The 13,410-nt window shown below is 61.8% G+C and carries 13 protein-coding genes and 1 tRNA gene; 5 read left to right on the top strand and 9 right to left on the bottom strand.

Annotated features, from left to right (window positions below; translation table 11 throughout):
• Positions 1–210 precede the first annotated feature (210 nt).
• The 4 genes from AC3CCE_RS20250 to AC3CCE_RS20235 all read right to left on the bottom strand — a co-directional run bounded on the left by AC3CCE_RS20250 (position 211) and on the right by AC3CCE_RS20235 (position 2,674).
• Positions 211–546 (bottom strand): hypothetical protein, encoded by a 336-nt coding sequence (locus AC3CCE_RS20250; RefSeq protein ID WP_352625767.1) that lies wholly within the window; start codon positions 544–546, stop codon positions 211–213.
• Positions 547–816: 270 nt separating this feature from the next.
• Positions 817–902 (bottom strand) — tRNA-Leu (locus AC3CCE_RS20245).
• Positions 903–1,030: 128 nt separating this feature from the next.
• Entirely contained in the window at positions 1,031–1,693 is a 663-nt protein-coding gene (locus tag AC3CCE_RS20240) for an outer membrane protein (RefSeq protein ID WP_352625769.1), read from the bottom strand.
• Between the two features lie 129 nt (positions 1,694–1,822).
• Positions 1,823–2,674 carry an alpha/beta fold hydrolase gene (locus AC3CCE_RS20235; protein WP_352625771.1) on the bottom strand — a complete coding sequence of 284 codons (852 nt, stop codon included), beginning with the start codon at positions 2,672–2,674 and terminating at the stop codon, positions 1,823–1,825.
• Positions 2,675–2,935: 261 nt separating this feature from the next.
• Here AC3CCE_RS20235 and ade point away from each other — a divergent pair, with 261 nt between their 5' ends.
• A complete protein-coding gene (ade, locus tag AC3CCE_RS20230; protein ID WP_352625773.1) occupies positions 2,936–4,747 on the top strand; it encodes an adenine deaminase in 1,812 nt (603 codons plus the stop codon).
• Between the two features lie 22 nt (positions 4,748–4,769).
• Here the strand turns inward: ade and AC3CCE_RS20225 are convergent, their stop codons facing one another.
• From AC3CCE_RS20225 to AC3CCE_RS20215, 3 genes are all read right to left on the bottom strand, one after another.
• Positions 4,770–5,933, bottom strand: coding sequence for an alpha/beta hydrolase (locus tag AC3CCE_RS20225; RefSeq protein ID WP_023725749.1), 1,164 nt, complete (start codon positions 5,931–5,933; stop codon positions 4,770–4,772).
• A 133-nt stretch (positions 5,934–6,066) separates the two neighbouring features.
• On the bottom strand, positions 6,067–7,140 hold the full coding sequence (locus AC3CCE_RS20220; protein ID WP_352625775.1) for an alpha/beta hydrolase: 1,074 nt from the start codon (positions 7,138–7,140) through the stop codon (positions 6,067–6,069).
• Positions 7,141–7,240: 100 nt separating this feature from the next.
• Positions 7,241–8,644: an aminopeptidase P family N-terminal domain-containing protein gene (locus AC3CCE_RS20215; RefSeq protein ID WP_352625777.1), complete on the bottom strand. Its 1,404-nt coding sequence runs from the start codon at positions 8,642–8,644 to the stop codon at positions 7,241–7,243.
• Positions 8,645–8,767: 123 nt separating this feature from the next.
• Between AC3CCE_RS20215 and ilvA the strand changes: the two genes are divergently transcribed.
• From ilvA to AC3CCE_RS20200, 3 genes are all read left to right on the top strand, one after another.
• Positions 8,768–10,024 carry a threonine ammonia-lyase IlvA gene (gene ilvA / locus AC3CCE_RS20210; RefSeq protein WP_023715803.1) on the top strand — a complete coding sequence of 419 codons (1,257 nt, stop codon included), beginning with the start codon at positions 8,768–8,770 and terminating at the stop codon, positions 10,022–10,024.
• Entirely contained in the window at positions 10,021–10,566 is a 546-nt protein-coding gene (locus tag AC3CCE_RS20205; protein ID WP_352625779.1) for a DUF1697 domain-containing protein, read from the top strand. Before ilvA ends, AC3CCE_RS20205 begins: the two co-directional genes overlap by 4 nt.
• 149 nt (positions 10,567–10,715) lie before the next feature.
• Positions 10,716–11,420 carry an outer membrane protein gene (locus tag AC3CCE_RS20200; RefSeq protein WP_352625781.1) on the top strand — a complete coding sequence of 235 codons (705 nt, stop codon included), beginning with the start codon at positions 10,716–10,718 and terminating at the stop codon, positions 11,418–11,420.
• A gap of 105 nt (positions 11,421–11,525) precedes the next feature.
• Here the strand turns inward: AC3CCE_RS20200 and AC3CCE_RS20195 are convergent, their stop codons facing one another.
• Both AC3CCE_RS20195 and AC3CCE_RS20190 read right to left on the bottom strand, forming a co-directional pair.
• Positions 11,526–11,819 (bottom strand): DUF2218 domain-containing protein, encoded by a 294-nt coding sequence (locus AC3CCE_RS20195; protein WP_023681521.1) that lies wholly within the window; start codon positions 11,817–11,819, stop codon positions 11,526–11,528.
• Between the two features lie 133 nt (positions 11,820–11,952).
• A complete protein-coding gene (locus tag AC3CCE_RS20190; protein ID WP_023821383.1) occupies positions 11,953–12,393 on the bottom strand; it encodes a VOC family protein in 441 nt (146 codons plus the stop codon).
• 357 nt (positions 12,394–12,750) lie between these two features.
• Here AC3CCE_RS20190 and AC3CCE_RS20185 point away from each other — a divergent pair, with 357 nt between their 5' ends.
• Entirely contained in the window at positions 12,751–13,347 is a 597-nt protein-coding gene (locus AC3CCE_RS20185; RefSeq protein ID WP_031194802.1) for a cold-shock protein, read from the top strand.
• The last annotated feature ends 63 nt before the right edge of the window (positions 13,348–13,410 follow it).

Raw genomic sequence — 13,410 nt, 5'->3', positions numbered from 1 at the left:
GATAGCCCAGACCGTGAGGTGAACTGTGAAGTCGCATTAGAAGCCGCGTTTGCGGCCTTGGTGACTGCGTCAGAAGCGCAAGGTTGGACGCCACAGGAAACGGCTGCAACTCTTCTTAAAATCGCGACGGAGCATGCCCACCGGGTTGAGGCCGCTGCGGCCCCAGCCGGCTCCTAAGGGAGTGCCTTGGCCTGGCCGCGCGGTCGGTCGCTACCGACAGGAGTGTTGCAGCAGGTATTCCAGCAAGAGTGTTAAAACCTCTTCAGTTTTGTCCCTCTTCTCTGCCAATGCGATTTTATCAAAGCCAAGCCCCAGTGGCATCGATATGAAAAGGTCTGTGAGTTGCGGCTTACACTCGAAGAGGATTGCCCTGGCCAATAGGTGGCCGGCTCGCAAAGCTCTTTGAGACGTTGTGCAGCCACATCCTGATCTCATAATGACCGTCAAGGCCGGACGACGGGTATTTCTCATGTCCTTACGGCAGCCAATACCGAACACCAAAACACCACCGGCCGAATTGATGAAGGCTGACAGTGCTTTTGCCAACGCCGCCCGACCATCCTTAGTTGGTTGTTCTTGAGGTGTGAAAGCGGGCCCCTGTTTCCGACCGCAGGTGTCTTGAAGTCTAGGCTTAGGCTTTCCTGCATCTCGGCCTCAACTGCTGATTTAGCAGAGTTTCCCTATGAGCGACCAAGTCTTGAAAATCCAGCATGGCAGTTTCCGGCTTTGTATCCCGGCTGCCCCTGCGGCTACCTGCGTCAGCCTTTTCTATGGTAGCCAGTGAGTTCGTACAGAACGAATCCTAAGCATTTCAATTGGTGCGGACGACGGGAATCGAACCCGTACGATCAGAGATCGAGGGATTTTAAGTCCCTTGCGTCTACCAATTCCGCCACGTCCGCAGGCCAGCCCTTTTCAGACGCCAGCGAAAACCCGTCAAGCCATCTTTTGCCGAGTGTCGAACTCATGAAAGGTGGTTCGTGATTTCAAAACAATTGGTTGTCGCGAAAATCTCAGTCGCCGAGAACGCTCAGAATTTGTAGCTGAGATTGATACCGACCGCGTTCAGCTTCACATCCTGATCGCGATCGTTGAAGGGTTCCGCCACGTCATAGTGCTCGGAGCCGAAATCGTAATAGCGATATTGCGCGCCGACGATGAATTTGTCGGTCAGCGCATAGTCGACGCCGGCGCCCAAGGTCCAGCCGACATTCGTGCGTGTGCCGGCGAACGACGCGCCCGCGACTTGCGACGTTTCGATGCCGGCAAAGGCGACGCCGCCGACGCCGTAGACCAGCACGCGGTCGATGGCGAAGCCCGCTTTGGCGTTGACAGATCCGAACCACTTGATGTCCGTGCGGAACGTGCTGCCAAGGCCTGATACGGCCGTACCGTCGATGGCGGAATAACTGAGCTCCGCCTCGGCGCCGAGCACCGCCTGATCGAACTGCCACAGGCCGGCGACATGGCCGCCGACGAAACCGCCGTCAATGTCGGGCGAGATGGAAAACGGCGCGCCTTCCGTCACTGATATGTCGGACTGGCCCCAGCCGTAGCCGGCCTGCAGGCCGGCATAGTAGCCGGTCCAGTCGAAGCCTGGTTCGGTCATCGGCACCGCCATCGGGTCGGCGGCGAATGCCGGCGCGGCCAGAGCAATCAGAAATCCGGCACTGGCAATGGTCAGACAGCGCATCGAGTTCTCCGAAAAGGCGGTTAAGAAGGCGCCTTGCCGGAAGGTAATCCTATTCGCCGCAAAACGGAACCCATTGTTCAACAATCGGAAGCACCCGTTGCTGTGCTGGGGTGCTCTATTTCGGGGGCGCTATTTGGCGTCGATGAAGTCCAGCGCCGCCTGGCTATATTCGTCCGGCGCCTGCAGCATGGCGAAATGACTGGCGTTGGGCAGGATGATGAGCTTGGCGCCCGGAATGACGGAGGTCATGTATTCGGTGTGTTCGCGCTTGATCGCCTCGTCATGGTCGCCGGCAACGATCGCGGTCGGCGTGGTTATCTTGCCGAGCTGTTCCTTGGTCCAGGCCGGCTCCGACTCCCACATGTGGCTGATCTGCGCCACGAAGGCATCGTACTGGTCGGGAGTCTTCGACAGTTTCTTGTAGTCGCGTCCCGAGCGGTCGATATAGGCGGCAAAGGTCTTGTTGGTCAGCACACCCGGATCGACGCCATCGGTGGTGACGTTGGCGGCCTGCGCAAAGAGCCTTGTCAGCCGCTCCGGATGATGCAGCGCGATGTCGATGCCGATAATGCCGCCGTCGCTCCAGCCGACAAGAGCGGTCTTGTCGATCTTGAGATAGTCGAGCAGCGCAAGATAGTCCGACGCCATGAGGTCATAGCCGTAAGCTTGCTCGGTGCGGGTAGAGCGGCCATGGCCGCGGCTGTCGGCGATGATAACCTTGTGCGTCTTGGACATCGTCGCCACCTGGCTTGCCCAGATGTCGCCATGGCCAAGGCCGCCATGAATCAGGAGAATCGGATCACCGGCGCCGAAAACGGCATAGTACATCTGAATGCCGTTGACCGGCGCATACCCGCTCTGATCCTGTTTGGGCATCGCCGCCGGCTCCGGCAAGGTCTGCCAACGCTCCTCGGCGGATGCAAAGCCGGACGAGATCAGGAACAGGGTGACGAAGGCGAATGCTTTCAGGAACCGGATCATGACTTCACCTCAGGAGGTCTCGGCCTCATCATAACAAAAACCCGCCTCGCGGCGGGTCGTCGGCGCAAATCGGCACCATGGCCAGAATGGTAACATAAGTGCCGGCACAAGCCAAACTGAATGACTGCACCGTTGATGCCTGCCATCGGGGTGAGCAGGTGCGGCGCATCCGCCCGGGCGAATCTCATCGAGCGGATTTCGTCCGTGATCGCTGGCCAAAACCTTGCCCGCTTGGCACAGTCTGGCAAACAGGAGTCTTTCATGGCCAAGCAGCCGTCGGCGACGAAACCCAAACCCTGGACCGAGATGGCGACGCATCTGGTCGACGTCGCGACGGGGCGCAAGCCTGCCGATCTCGTCATTCGCAACGGCCGCTGGGTGAACGTGCACTCCGGCGAAATCATAGCCGGCACCGACATCGCCGTTGCCGGCGGCCGCTTCGCCTATTGCGGGCCGAATGCCAGCCATGCCATCGGCCAGGGCACCAAGGTGGTCGATGCCGGCGGCCGCTATCTGGTGCCCGGCCTGTGCGACGCGCACATGCATGTCGAGAGCGGCATGGTGACGGTGACCGAGTTCTGCCGCGCCGTCATCCCGCACGGCACCACCTCGATGTTCATCGATCCGCACGAGATCGCCAATGTGCTGGGTCTGCCCGGCGTGCGGCTGATGCATGACGAGGCCGTCGCCATGCCGATCAACGTCCATGTCCAGATGCCGTCCTGCGTGCCGTCCGCGCCGGGGCTGGAGCATGCCGGGGCCGAACTGACGGTCGCCGATGTCGCCGAGGCGATGACCTGGGAAAACATCATCGGGCTCGGCGAAGTCATGAATTTTCCCGGTGTCGTGGCCAACGATCCGGTCATGTCGGGCGAGATAGCCGCCACTGTGAGAGCGGGCAAGACGGTCGGCGGCCACTATGCGTCGCGCGATCTCGGCCTGCCGTTCCATGGCTATGTCGCCGGCGGGCCGGAGGACGACCATGAAGGCACGCGTGCCGAGGACGCGATCGCCCGTGTGCGCCAGGGTATGAAGGCAATGCTGCGGCTGGGCTCGGCCTGGTACGATGTGGCGTCGCAGATCAAGGCGGTGACGGAGAGCGGGCTCGACCCGCGCAACTTCATCCTGTGCACCGACGACAGCCATTCCGGCACGCTGGTGCATGAAGGCCATATGGACCGGGTGGTGCGCCACGCCATCCAACAGGGATTGAAGCCGGTGACGGCGATCCAGATGGCGACGCTGAATACCGCCCAGCATTTCAAGCTGGAGCGCGAACTGGGCTCGATCGCGCCGGGACGGCTGGCCGATCTGCTGATCGTCTCCGATCTTGCCGCCATGACCATCGACGAGGTCTATGGCCGCGGTATCAGGCTGGCCAAGGGCGGCAAGCTCGAGATCGACATTCCGGCCTACGATTACCCCAAATCGGCGAAGAACACCGTCAAGCTCGGCAAGAAGCTGAAGCCAGGCGATTTCGACATTGCGGCGCCCAAGGGCGCCAACGAGGTGCGGGTGCGGGTCATCGGCGTGATCGAAAACCAGGCGCCGACGCGGGCACTGGAGGCCGACCTGCCGGTCGAGGACGGGCTGGTCGCCATGGACCGCCGCAACGACATCTGCCAGATCGCGCTGGTCGAGCGCCACAAGGGCACAGGCGGCGTCACCAACGCCTTCGTCTCCGGCTTCGGCTATATGGGCGACTGCGCCATGGCCTCCAGCGTGGCGCATGATGCCCACCACATCATCTGCGTCGGCACCAACAAGGAAGACATGGCGCTGGCCGTCAACCGGCTGGGCGAGGTCGGCGGGGGCGTGGTGCTGTTTTCGAAGGGCAAGGAACTGGCGCTTGTCGAAATGCCGATCGCCGGACTGATGTCGGACGAGCGCGCCGAAATCGTGGCGGCCAAGGCCGAGAAACTCACCGAAGCAATGCGCAAGATGGGCTGCTCGCTCAACAACGCCTACATGCAGCACTCGCTGCTGGCGCTGGTCGTCATCCCGGAACTCAGGATTTCCGATGTCGGCCTGATCGACGTGACGACGTTCCAGAAGGTAGGTTTGTTTATCTGAGATCAGCCCCGGTGCTTGGCTCTCATCCGCCGGTGGCGATGGTCAGCACCTTGAATGGCGTGGTGATGATGATCTCGGCGACGGATCCGACTGCCTTGCCGAGGCCTCGGCCGAGATTGTCGATCTGGCCCTGCGTGGGTTCGTCCGATGCCAGGCCGGCTGGAGCGCGCAGACGGTCGCCGAGCAATTGCACCAGGAACGGGTTGTCGGCGAATTTGGCGTGGTTCAGGCGGTCGCCGCCCTTGATCTGGCTGAGGTCGGCCACAACGACGCCGTAACTGGCAATGTCGGCGGCGTTGCCGTAGTCGCCGACGCGCGGCTTGTCGCCGGATAGCAGGCTGGACAGTCTCAGAGCACGGTCGTCGGCGGAAAGCAGGATGACGAACGGCCTGTCGGGCTTGCCGTAGCGGATCATCTGCTTCTTGAAGACGTCGACATCGATATCGGGCGATGCCAGGACGACACGGCCGAGCTTGCCGTCGAGATCGCGGTCGCCGGTGATGGCGAGCTGGCGCAGCGCTTCCATCGTCACCCAGGTTCCCATCGAATGCGCGATGATGTCGATGCTCTTGACCTTTGTCTTGGCGAGCATCCTGAGCGTCGCTTCGAGGTCGTCGCGCGCGGCGTTGGCGCTGTCCTTGTCGTAGATATAGCCCGTGGTCTTGCCGCTCGAAGCCCACGAAAACAAGATCGGCGTACCCGGATATTCGGTGTCGTGGGCGATCTGCGTCAGCCGGTAGACCCCATCGTCGAAGCCGTTGTTGAAGCCGTGGACGAAGACCAGCGCGCGGTCGCCATTCATGGTGATGTTGGCACCGACGGCCTTGGCGAATTGCGAGGCGTCGCCATAGCGCACGACGTCGGTGGCGGTGAATTGCTTGGCCGGGTTCGAATTGGCCGAGCCCTTGGCGCGCTCGATGGCGCCGACCTGGTGGACCTTCGGCACGGTGACGTCGACGCGAGCGTAGCTGGTGGTCAGCGAGCGATCGCCATCGAACACCTGGCGTGGGTCCTTGGTCGCCTGCTTGCGGGTGGTGGCGACGAAGATTTCGTGGGTGGCCGCGATGTCGGAGGCAGGCACCGAAACCGTCGTCTCGTTCAACAGGTCATGGGTGTTCGGGCCGGCGCAGCCGGCGGCAGCTAGCGCGAACGCAAGGACCAGGACAGTCTTCCATCGCTCGTTCAAGCGGGCTCCCGCTGGCGCATTGGCGCCGATTTCAATGTCGTAGAGGCAGAGACCGGTCCGGTCCAGTTGAAAGTGATCGGGCCGAGCGGCATTCGCGACCTCACGCGGCGACGGTCGCCGCGAGGCGACAGCCTTATTGTCCGAGCGCGCTGATGCGGTCGGTCACCGTCTGGTCGCTGGCAAAGCCGTCATGCTCGCGCAGCCGCTGGCCGATCATCTTCACCAGTTCGGGATTGTCGGCGAACTTGGTGTGGTTGAAGCTGTCGCCTCCCTTGACCTTGGAAAGGTCGACCACGGTGACGCCATAAGCGGCGAGGTCGGCGGCATCCTTGTAGTCGCCGACGCGTGGCCGCGAGCCGGCAATCAGGCCTGAGAGCCGCAGCGCACGGTCGTCGTCGGAGAGCAGCAGGATGAACGGCTTGTCCGGCTTGCCGTAGCGGCGCATCTGGCTCTTGAAGACGTCGACGTCGATGTCGGGAGAGGCCAGCACGACATCGCCGAGCTTGCCGCCGAGATCGCGGTCGCCGGTGATGGCCATCTGGCGCAGCGTTTCCATGGTCACCCAGGTTCCGAGCGAGTGGGCGACGATGTCGATGCGCCGCGCGCCGGACTGCTGCAGCATGCGCAATGTCACCTCCAGCTGATCGCGGGCGGCGCTGGCGCTTTCCTTGTCATAGACATAGTCGGTGGTTCTGGCGCCGGATGCCCAGGAAAACAGCACCGGCGTGCCGGGATAGCCGGAATCGTGGACGATCTGGGTCAGGCGGTAGACCGCGTCGTCGAAGCCGGTGTTGTAGCCATGCACGAAGACCATGACGCGGCCGCCGCGCGCGGCAATGTCGGCATTGAGCGCACTGGAGAATTTCGGCTGCGCATCGTAGCCGACGACCTCGGAGGCCATGAAGTACTTCGCTGGGTCGTTGGACCTGCCGCGCGAGCGGCGCTCGATCTGGCCGGTCTGGTGGATGCCGGGAACGGTGACGGTGACGCGGGCGTAGTTCAGCGTCGCCGAGCGTTCGCCGTCGAAAACTTTGTTGGGATCGTCGGATTTCTTGCGTGTGGTGGCAATGAAGATCGAGTGATTGCCCGAGATTTCGGTCACCGGCGTGGACATGACGGCGCTGCCGAGCAGTTCCTCGGTTTTGCGGCCGCCGCAGCCGGCGATCAACAGGGCAAGTGCAAGAATGCAAATCGTCTTCAAACGCACGTCAAAAATTCCACTCCGGCCAAAAGGCCCATATACCCCCGCGGCACCTCCCGGACAGTGAGAGTGCGGCAGAAGTAAGTCGTGTCCAGCCGAAATGTGGTCAGCGTCGAGCCACGGTCATCGCACTGTTGCGCGAAAGCCAGAATGGCGGCAGGAACGCAGGGATGTTGGAGAAGGGCAATACCTCGGGCTTGAGCCTGATGCCGAGCACATCGCCCATGAAGGCGCGGCGCGCCTCGATGCGGCGCCATGCCTCGGGATAGCGGGCCGCGATCTCCTCGCGCAACGCCTCATCGGCAAGCGCGATACCGTCCTCGATGTTGGTGGTGAAATAGCTGGTTCCGGTCGCCGGAATGATGTCGACCTGCAGCGCCATGCCGGACCGCAGTTTGATGTCCGAGCCGGAAAACACCGGCGAATGCATCCATTCGTCGATATGGACGAGATGGCCGGGATTGAGCGAGACGCCGAAGAACGGGTCCCCTATGCGGTCATGCACGGCTTTCCAAAGCGCTCCGCCGGCAGCCCCGATGCCGATGGTCTCGTACCAGTCGACGACGGCGGCGAAATAGGGCGCGACCAGCTTGTCGATATAGTCGTCGATCTCGCGCGGCAGTTCGGCCGCGCTCTCGACCAGGAAGCCGGCGCGGGCGTTGAGCGAGCCCTGGATGCCATAGGCCATGGTGACGGGATCGCCGCGCTTGATGATGTCGAGGCGCGGGCTAGGCAAGCCGTAGGGCGCACGCCTGCCGGCGGACAGCATCGGGTGGCAGCACAGGGGCAGGCCGTTGATCCCCATCAGCCGCGCGGCCTGCAATTCGCTCATGCCGGGCTCAATATTCCCAAGCACATTGCGCAGGCCCTGCGAGGAAAAGGTCGCGGCGAATTCGAAGGACGCCAATTGGTCTGCCTCGTTGATGGCGCGTAGGCCGTCGGATGGGTTCATCAACAGGTTGGCGGCGTTGACCACCGCGCCTCTGTCGCCGGCCAGTGTGCGCAGCGTATCGGCGATGAAGGACGGCAGGTCGAGCGTCGTCTCGCCAAAGCCGCCATCGCCGGGGCCGAACGGCTTCCAGCCGATGGCGCCGATCTTCTGGCCGGCTTTCAGGCCGCAGGCGGCAAGCGTGTCGGATAGAGAGGCCGAGCGGTCGCGTGGCTGCGCCGGCAGCGAGAAGGTCTGGTAGAGGACGCGCTGGTAAGGCCCGTCGCAGATTTCGGCATAGCCCCAACCCTCATTGCCGACGAGAAGTTTTGGCTGGCTGCCGGGAACGATGACCAGCAGCGTCTCCTCGAAACGCGGATCGTAACCACTGAGATAGGCGACATTGGCCGCGTGCTCGCGGTCGCCATAGACGGCAAAGGCGTCGAGCCCGGCCTCGGCGCCGCGCGCCAGCAGAGCCTCGATGCGCGCTTCGTAGGTCCGCCGCTGAACTAGCGGCATCACTGTTGGTTCGCCGAATTCAGGAAGGTCTATGGTCTTCAGGGCGACAGCCGAAACAGGCATGAAGATGGCTCCAATGGATTCCTGCTGGCGCGTCAAAGCGGCCGCGCCGCATCGGTGGCTGCAAACGGCGAATTGTGCAATAGGCTTCGCCTTCGAACCATTCGATCCAGAGGTGACGGCGCCATGAACAGTTTCTCCTCCCGTGTCGCCACCGCCGCAGCCGCGATCCGCGAGATCTTTCCCGAAACGCCGCTGCAGGAAAACGACTATCTGTCGAAGAAGACGGGGGCTCGGGTGCTGTTGAAGCGCGAGGATCTTTCGCCGGTGCGCTCCTACAAGATCCGCGGCGCCTTCAACTTTTTCCGCAAGGCGCTTGCCGCCGGCAACGAGGCCGAGCTGTTCGTCTGCGCCTCGGCCGGCAACCATGCGCAGGGCTTTGCCTTCGTCTGCCGCCATTTCGGCAAGAAGGGCGTGGTCTTCATGCCGGTGACGACGCCGCAGCAAAAGATCGACAAGACGCGGCTGTTCGGCGGCGATTTCGTCGAGATCAGGCTGGTCGGCGACTTCTTCGACGACTGCTACCGCGCCGCCTTCGAATTCACCGAAAGTTCCGGCGCGCATATGGTGCCGCCCTTCGACCACAAGGATATTATCGAGGGGCAGGCGACGGTCGCCTATGAGATTGCCGACCAGATGCCGGGCGCGCGCATGCCCGACATCATCATGCTGCCGGTCGGCGGCGGTGGCCTGGCCGCGGGGGTGACGCACTATTTCGCCGATCAGCAACGTGACGCCCGCTACGTCTTTTGCGAACCGGCCGGTGCGCCGAGCCTGCATCAGAGCCTCGCCAGCGGCAAGCGCGTCCGGCTCGCCAATGTCGACAATTTCGTCGACGGCGCGGCGGTGGCCGAGATCGGCCGCGAGCCGTTGCGCCACCTCAAGGAGTTCGCCGCTCAGGCGGTGCGGCTGATCCCCGAGAACCGGCTCTGCGCCACCATGATCGAGATGCTCAACATCGAAGGTGTGGTGCTGGAGCCGGCCGGTGCCTTGGCGATCGACGCGTTGAAGGATTTTTCGCGCAAGGAAATCCGCGGCAAGACCATCGTCGCGGTGGTGTCGGGCGGCAATTTCGATTTCGAGCGGCTGCCCGACGTGAAGGAGCGGGCGCTGCGCTTCGAGGGGCTGAAGAAATATTTTATCATCCGCTTTCCGCAGCGGCCGGGCGCGCTGCGGGACTTCCTCGAACTGCTCGGTCCCGACGACGATATCGCCCGCTTCGAATATCTGAAGAAATCGGCACGCAATTTCGGCTCTGTGCTTATTGGCATCGAAACCAAAGACCGGCGAAACTTCGATTTGCTGAGGGCGAATTTCGAGGCCGAGGGCGTGCACTATCAGGACATCACCGACAACGAGACCCTGGCGGGGTTCATCATATGAGCGGCACTGTCTTCGTCGCGCTGTTTTCCGGCATCAATGTCGGCGGCAACCGCATCGTCAAGACGGCGGAGTTGCGGGCGTTATTCGAGGCGCTAGGTTTCACCGACGTCGCCAGCTATGTACAGAGCGGCAATGTCGTGTTCCGGGCCAGGAAGGGCGACGCCGCCACGCTGGCGAAACAAATCGAAACGGCGTTCGAGAAAAAATGGGGCTTTCACTCGCGCATCATGGTGCGCGATCTCTCCTGGTTCGAACGGTTGGTGAAGGAGAATCCTTATCCGGAAGTCGCCGGCGATCCGACCAAGCTTCACGCCTACACGCTGGAGCGCCAGCCGACGGCGGACGAGATCGCCAGGCTTGCCGAAAAATGCACCGGCCCGGAAAGCTTCGAGGTCAAGGGCGACGTGCTCTACCTCAAGGCGCCAGACGGGCTGGGCAAATCGGTGTTCGCCGGGCTGATCCCGCGCGTGCTGAAAGTGCCAGGCACCGCGCGCAACTGGCGGTCGGTGCTGGCGCTGCTGCAGATGGCGCGTTCGCTTTGAATCGCTTAAATCTGCGTTGCGGTTGCGATGCTAATTAAGTCTCGGCTAAACAGTTGTTTTTATGCAACAATTTTCGATTATCCGGCCTGGGCAGCTTAATCAATACTGCATGTCTGTGCTATGCTCTTTCCGACGCATTGGGGAGTTTCATGAAAGGTCTGCTTCTCGCATCCACTTTCCTGATTTCGGCTTGCGGCGCGGCGTTCGCCGCCGACGTGATTGAGACCGTACCGGCAGGGTTTGTCTGGTCGGGTGGCTATGTCGGCATCAACGCCGGCTATGGCTGGGGACGCGGTGACGCGGTCGACCAGACGGATTCCTTCTTCGACGAGGAGCTTGGTCAGACCCATGACGTCGATACCGACGGCTTCCTCGGCGGCGTTCAGGCCGGTTACAACTGGCAGTTCGGAGCATTTGTCTATGGCGTCGAAGCCGATCTGGGCTATCTCGGCCTCGACGGCGACAGGACTATCGTCGAAGAGCCGGACAATTTCGGATCGGCGAAACTGGGCGTCTATGGCGATCTGACGGCACGTCTGGGCTACGCCACCGACAGGCTGCTGATCTACGCCAAGGGCGGCGCGGCGGCGACTCACTACAAATTGAGTTATGGCGATACTTTCGATTTTGACGGGGTGCCCGACCTGGACAGCAGCGCATCGAGGAGCGGAGGCCGCTTTGGCTATACGATCGGTGGCGGTGTCGAATGGGCCTTCGCCGACAAATGGACCACGAAGCTGGAATACCAGTACTTCGACTTCGGCAAGGTCCGTTTGACAGATATCGAGGGCAACGACGCAAAGGTGAAGATCGACGCCCATACGATCAAGATCGGCCTGAACTACAAGTTCTGAGCGATCCGTCGTTCCGACGGTTCAGATGGCGTCGCAACCAAGTGACGCCATAACGTTGTCCGGGGCTGGCAGCTTCCGGCGTTCGGCGTTGCGGCTGACAGCAGATCAGGTCGCCGGAGCCTGCTTCCACTCGAAAGTCAGTTCCTCGCGGAAGGCAAAGCGCTTGATGTGATCGGCAACGACGCTCTCCATGCGCTCCAGCGATCCGCTTTCATCCGTCGACACCGTGATATGCAGCGCTGCCGCATCGGCATCGAGAACCGTGCGGCCGAGCGACAGATCGATGGTGCCGTGGTTCGGATCGAACTCGACGGGAAATTTGTGCGCCCAGTGCTTGCACAACTGCTGCAAATAGCGGCTGGCATACGCGGTGGTGACATCGGCACGGCTGGTCGGCATGAACGAATTCTCCTGGATGAGGCACTGGCTTTGCTTGGCTGGCGCGACAGGCAGGTAAATAGGTGCCGTTGGTCGAAATGGCAAAGGCGGCCGGCTTGTCGGCGCGGCCGCCTCGCTCAAGATGGCGTGATCGCTACCAGGTGCCGGTGTTCGGCATCGATGCCCACGGCTCGGCCTTGGGTTTGGCCGGGCCCTTCTGCAGCAGTTCGAAGGAGATGCCGTCCGGCGACTTGACGAAGGCCATGTTGCCGTCGCGCGGCGGCCGGTTGATGACGACGCCATTGTCCATCAGATGCTGACATGTGGCGTAGATGTCGTCGACCTCATAGGCGAGATGGCCGAAATTGCGGCCGCCCTTGTACTCCTCCGGATCCCAATTGTAGGTCAGTTCGATCAGCGGCGCCTTCTCAGTGATGCCGCTTTCTACATCCTCGGAGGCGGCGAGGAAGATCAGCGTGAAGCGGCCCTGCTCGTTTTCGTAGCGGCGCACTTCCTGAAGGCCGAGCTTGTTGCAGTAGAAATCGAGCGAGACATCGACGTCGGCGACACGGACCATTGTGTGGAGGTAGCGCATGGGATTTCCTCGGGGATGTTTGGGTTGCGAGGCAACATAAGGTCCACCCCGCCGAAGGGCAACGAGCATCGGACTGGAAAAGTGGTCACCGGTTTTGGAAAAATCAGATTGCTCTGACAAAAGCGCCGGACACAAGTGGTTGCCGATTTCGGCAAAATCCGATGCAAATTGCCGACCGGTTGACCGCCTTGATGGATCGCCGTTGCAGTCGGCAGCGACGCCGGCAAACAACAAGTCAGCTATTCCTGTATTCAACCGTGAAAAAAGGCACGGCAGGTCTTGCACACCCCGGAAGCGGCGGTGTTAATCTAATGTCAAGAATCACTTGCGGTTTTCTTGAAAAAAGGGGGCGTTCTTATGGGGGATAAGGCCTCTTTCACGAGGCGGGATGAGAACCTTGACGACGCCCTGAAGCGCGACAGTGGCGGCGATACCGCCGACCTTGTCGAAATCGCCGGCGCCATCAAATGGTTCGACGTGGCCAAGGGCTACGGTTTCATACTACCCGATGACGGTTCTTCGGGCGACATCCTCCTCCATGTCACCTGCCTTCGAAAGGACGGTTTTCAGACTGCATTGGAGGGCGCGCGTGTCGTGTGCCTTGTCAAGCACGGCGACCGTGGTTTGCAGGCGTTCCGGGTGCTGTCCATGGACACCGCCACCGCGGTCCATCCGGCCGAGATGCAGGAACAGCGCACCCATGTGGCGGTGACGCCGGAAAGCGGGCTCGAGCGGGCGCTGGTTAAGTGGTTCAACCGCACCAAGGGCTTCGGCTTTCTGACGCGCGGCGAGGGCACCGAGGATATCTTCGTCCATATGGAGACGCTGCGCCGCTATGGCATCACCGAGCTCAGGCCCGGACAGGTCGTGCTGGTGCGTTTCGGACGCGGTGACAAGGGCCTCATGGCTGCCGAGATTCACCCCGATATGGGCACCTTGCCGGTCGCGCATTAGGACGCGAGCCCTCCTGAGGAAATCAGGACGGCTCTTTCTTGGTTTCACCACGATCTTATCCGA

This window comes from Mesorhizobium sp. P160187 (genome assembly GCF_057766425.1).
This window is presented reverse-complemented; position numbering and strand designations above follow the sequence as displayed.

What these genes read in the sequence shown, in the direction of transcription:
- AC3CCE_RS20195 (WP_023681521.1), bottom strand. Translation starts at nt 11,819, where the DNA reads ATGCCGACCAGCCGTGCCGATGTCACCACCGCGTATGCCAGCCGCTAT.
- AC3CCE_RS20205 (WP_352625779.1), top strand. Translation starts at nt 10,021, where the DNA reads ATGAGCGGCACTGTCTTCGTCGCGCTGTTTTCCGGCATCAATGTCGGC.
- ade (WP_352625773.1), top strand. Translation starts at nt 2,936, where the DNA reads ATGGCCAAGCAGCCGTCGGCGACGAAACCCAAACCCTGGACCGAGATG.
- AC3CCE_RS20215 (WP_352625777.1), bottom strand. Translation starts at nt 8,644, where the DNA reads ATGCCTGTTTCGGCTGTCGCCCTGAAGACCATAGACCTTCCTGAATTC.
- AC3CCE_RS20185 (WP_031194802.1), top strand. Translation starts at nt 12,751, where the DNA reads ATGGGGGATAAGGCCTCTTTCACGAGGCGGGATGAGAACCTTGACGAC.
- AC3CCE_RS20235 (WP_352625771.1), bottom strand. Translation starts at nt 2,674, where the DNA reads ATGATCCGGTTCCTGAAAGCATTCGCCTTCGTCACCCTGTTCCTGATC.
- AC3CCE_RS20190 (WP_023821383.1), bottom strand. Translation starts at nt 12,393, where the DNA reads ATGCGCTACCTCCACACAATGGTCCGTGTCGCCGACGTCGATGTCTCG.
- AC3CCE_RS20240 (WP_352625769.1), bottom strand. Translation starts at nt 1,693, where the DNA reads ATGCGCTGTCTGACCATTGCCAGTGCCGGATTTCTGATTGCTCTGGCC.
- ilvA (WP_023715803.1), top strand. Translation starts at nt 8,768, where the DNA reads ATGAACAGTTTCTCCTCCCGTGTCGCCACCGCCGCAGCCGCGATCCGC.
- AC3CCE_RS20200 (WP_352625781.1), top strand. Translation starts at nt 10,716, where the DNA reads ATGAAAGGTCTGCTTCTCGCATCCACTTTCCTGATTTCGGCTTGCGGC.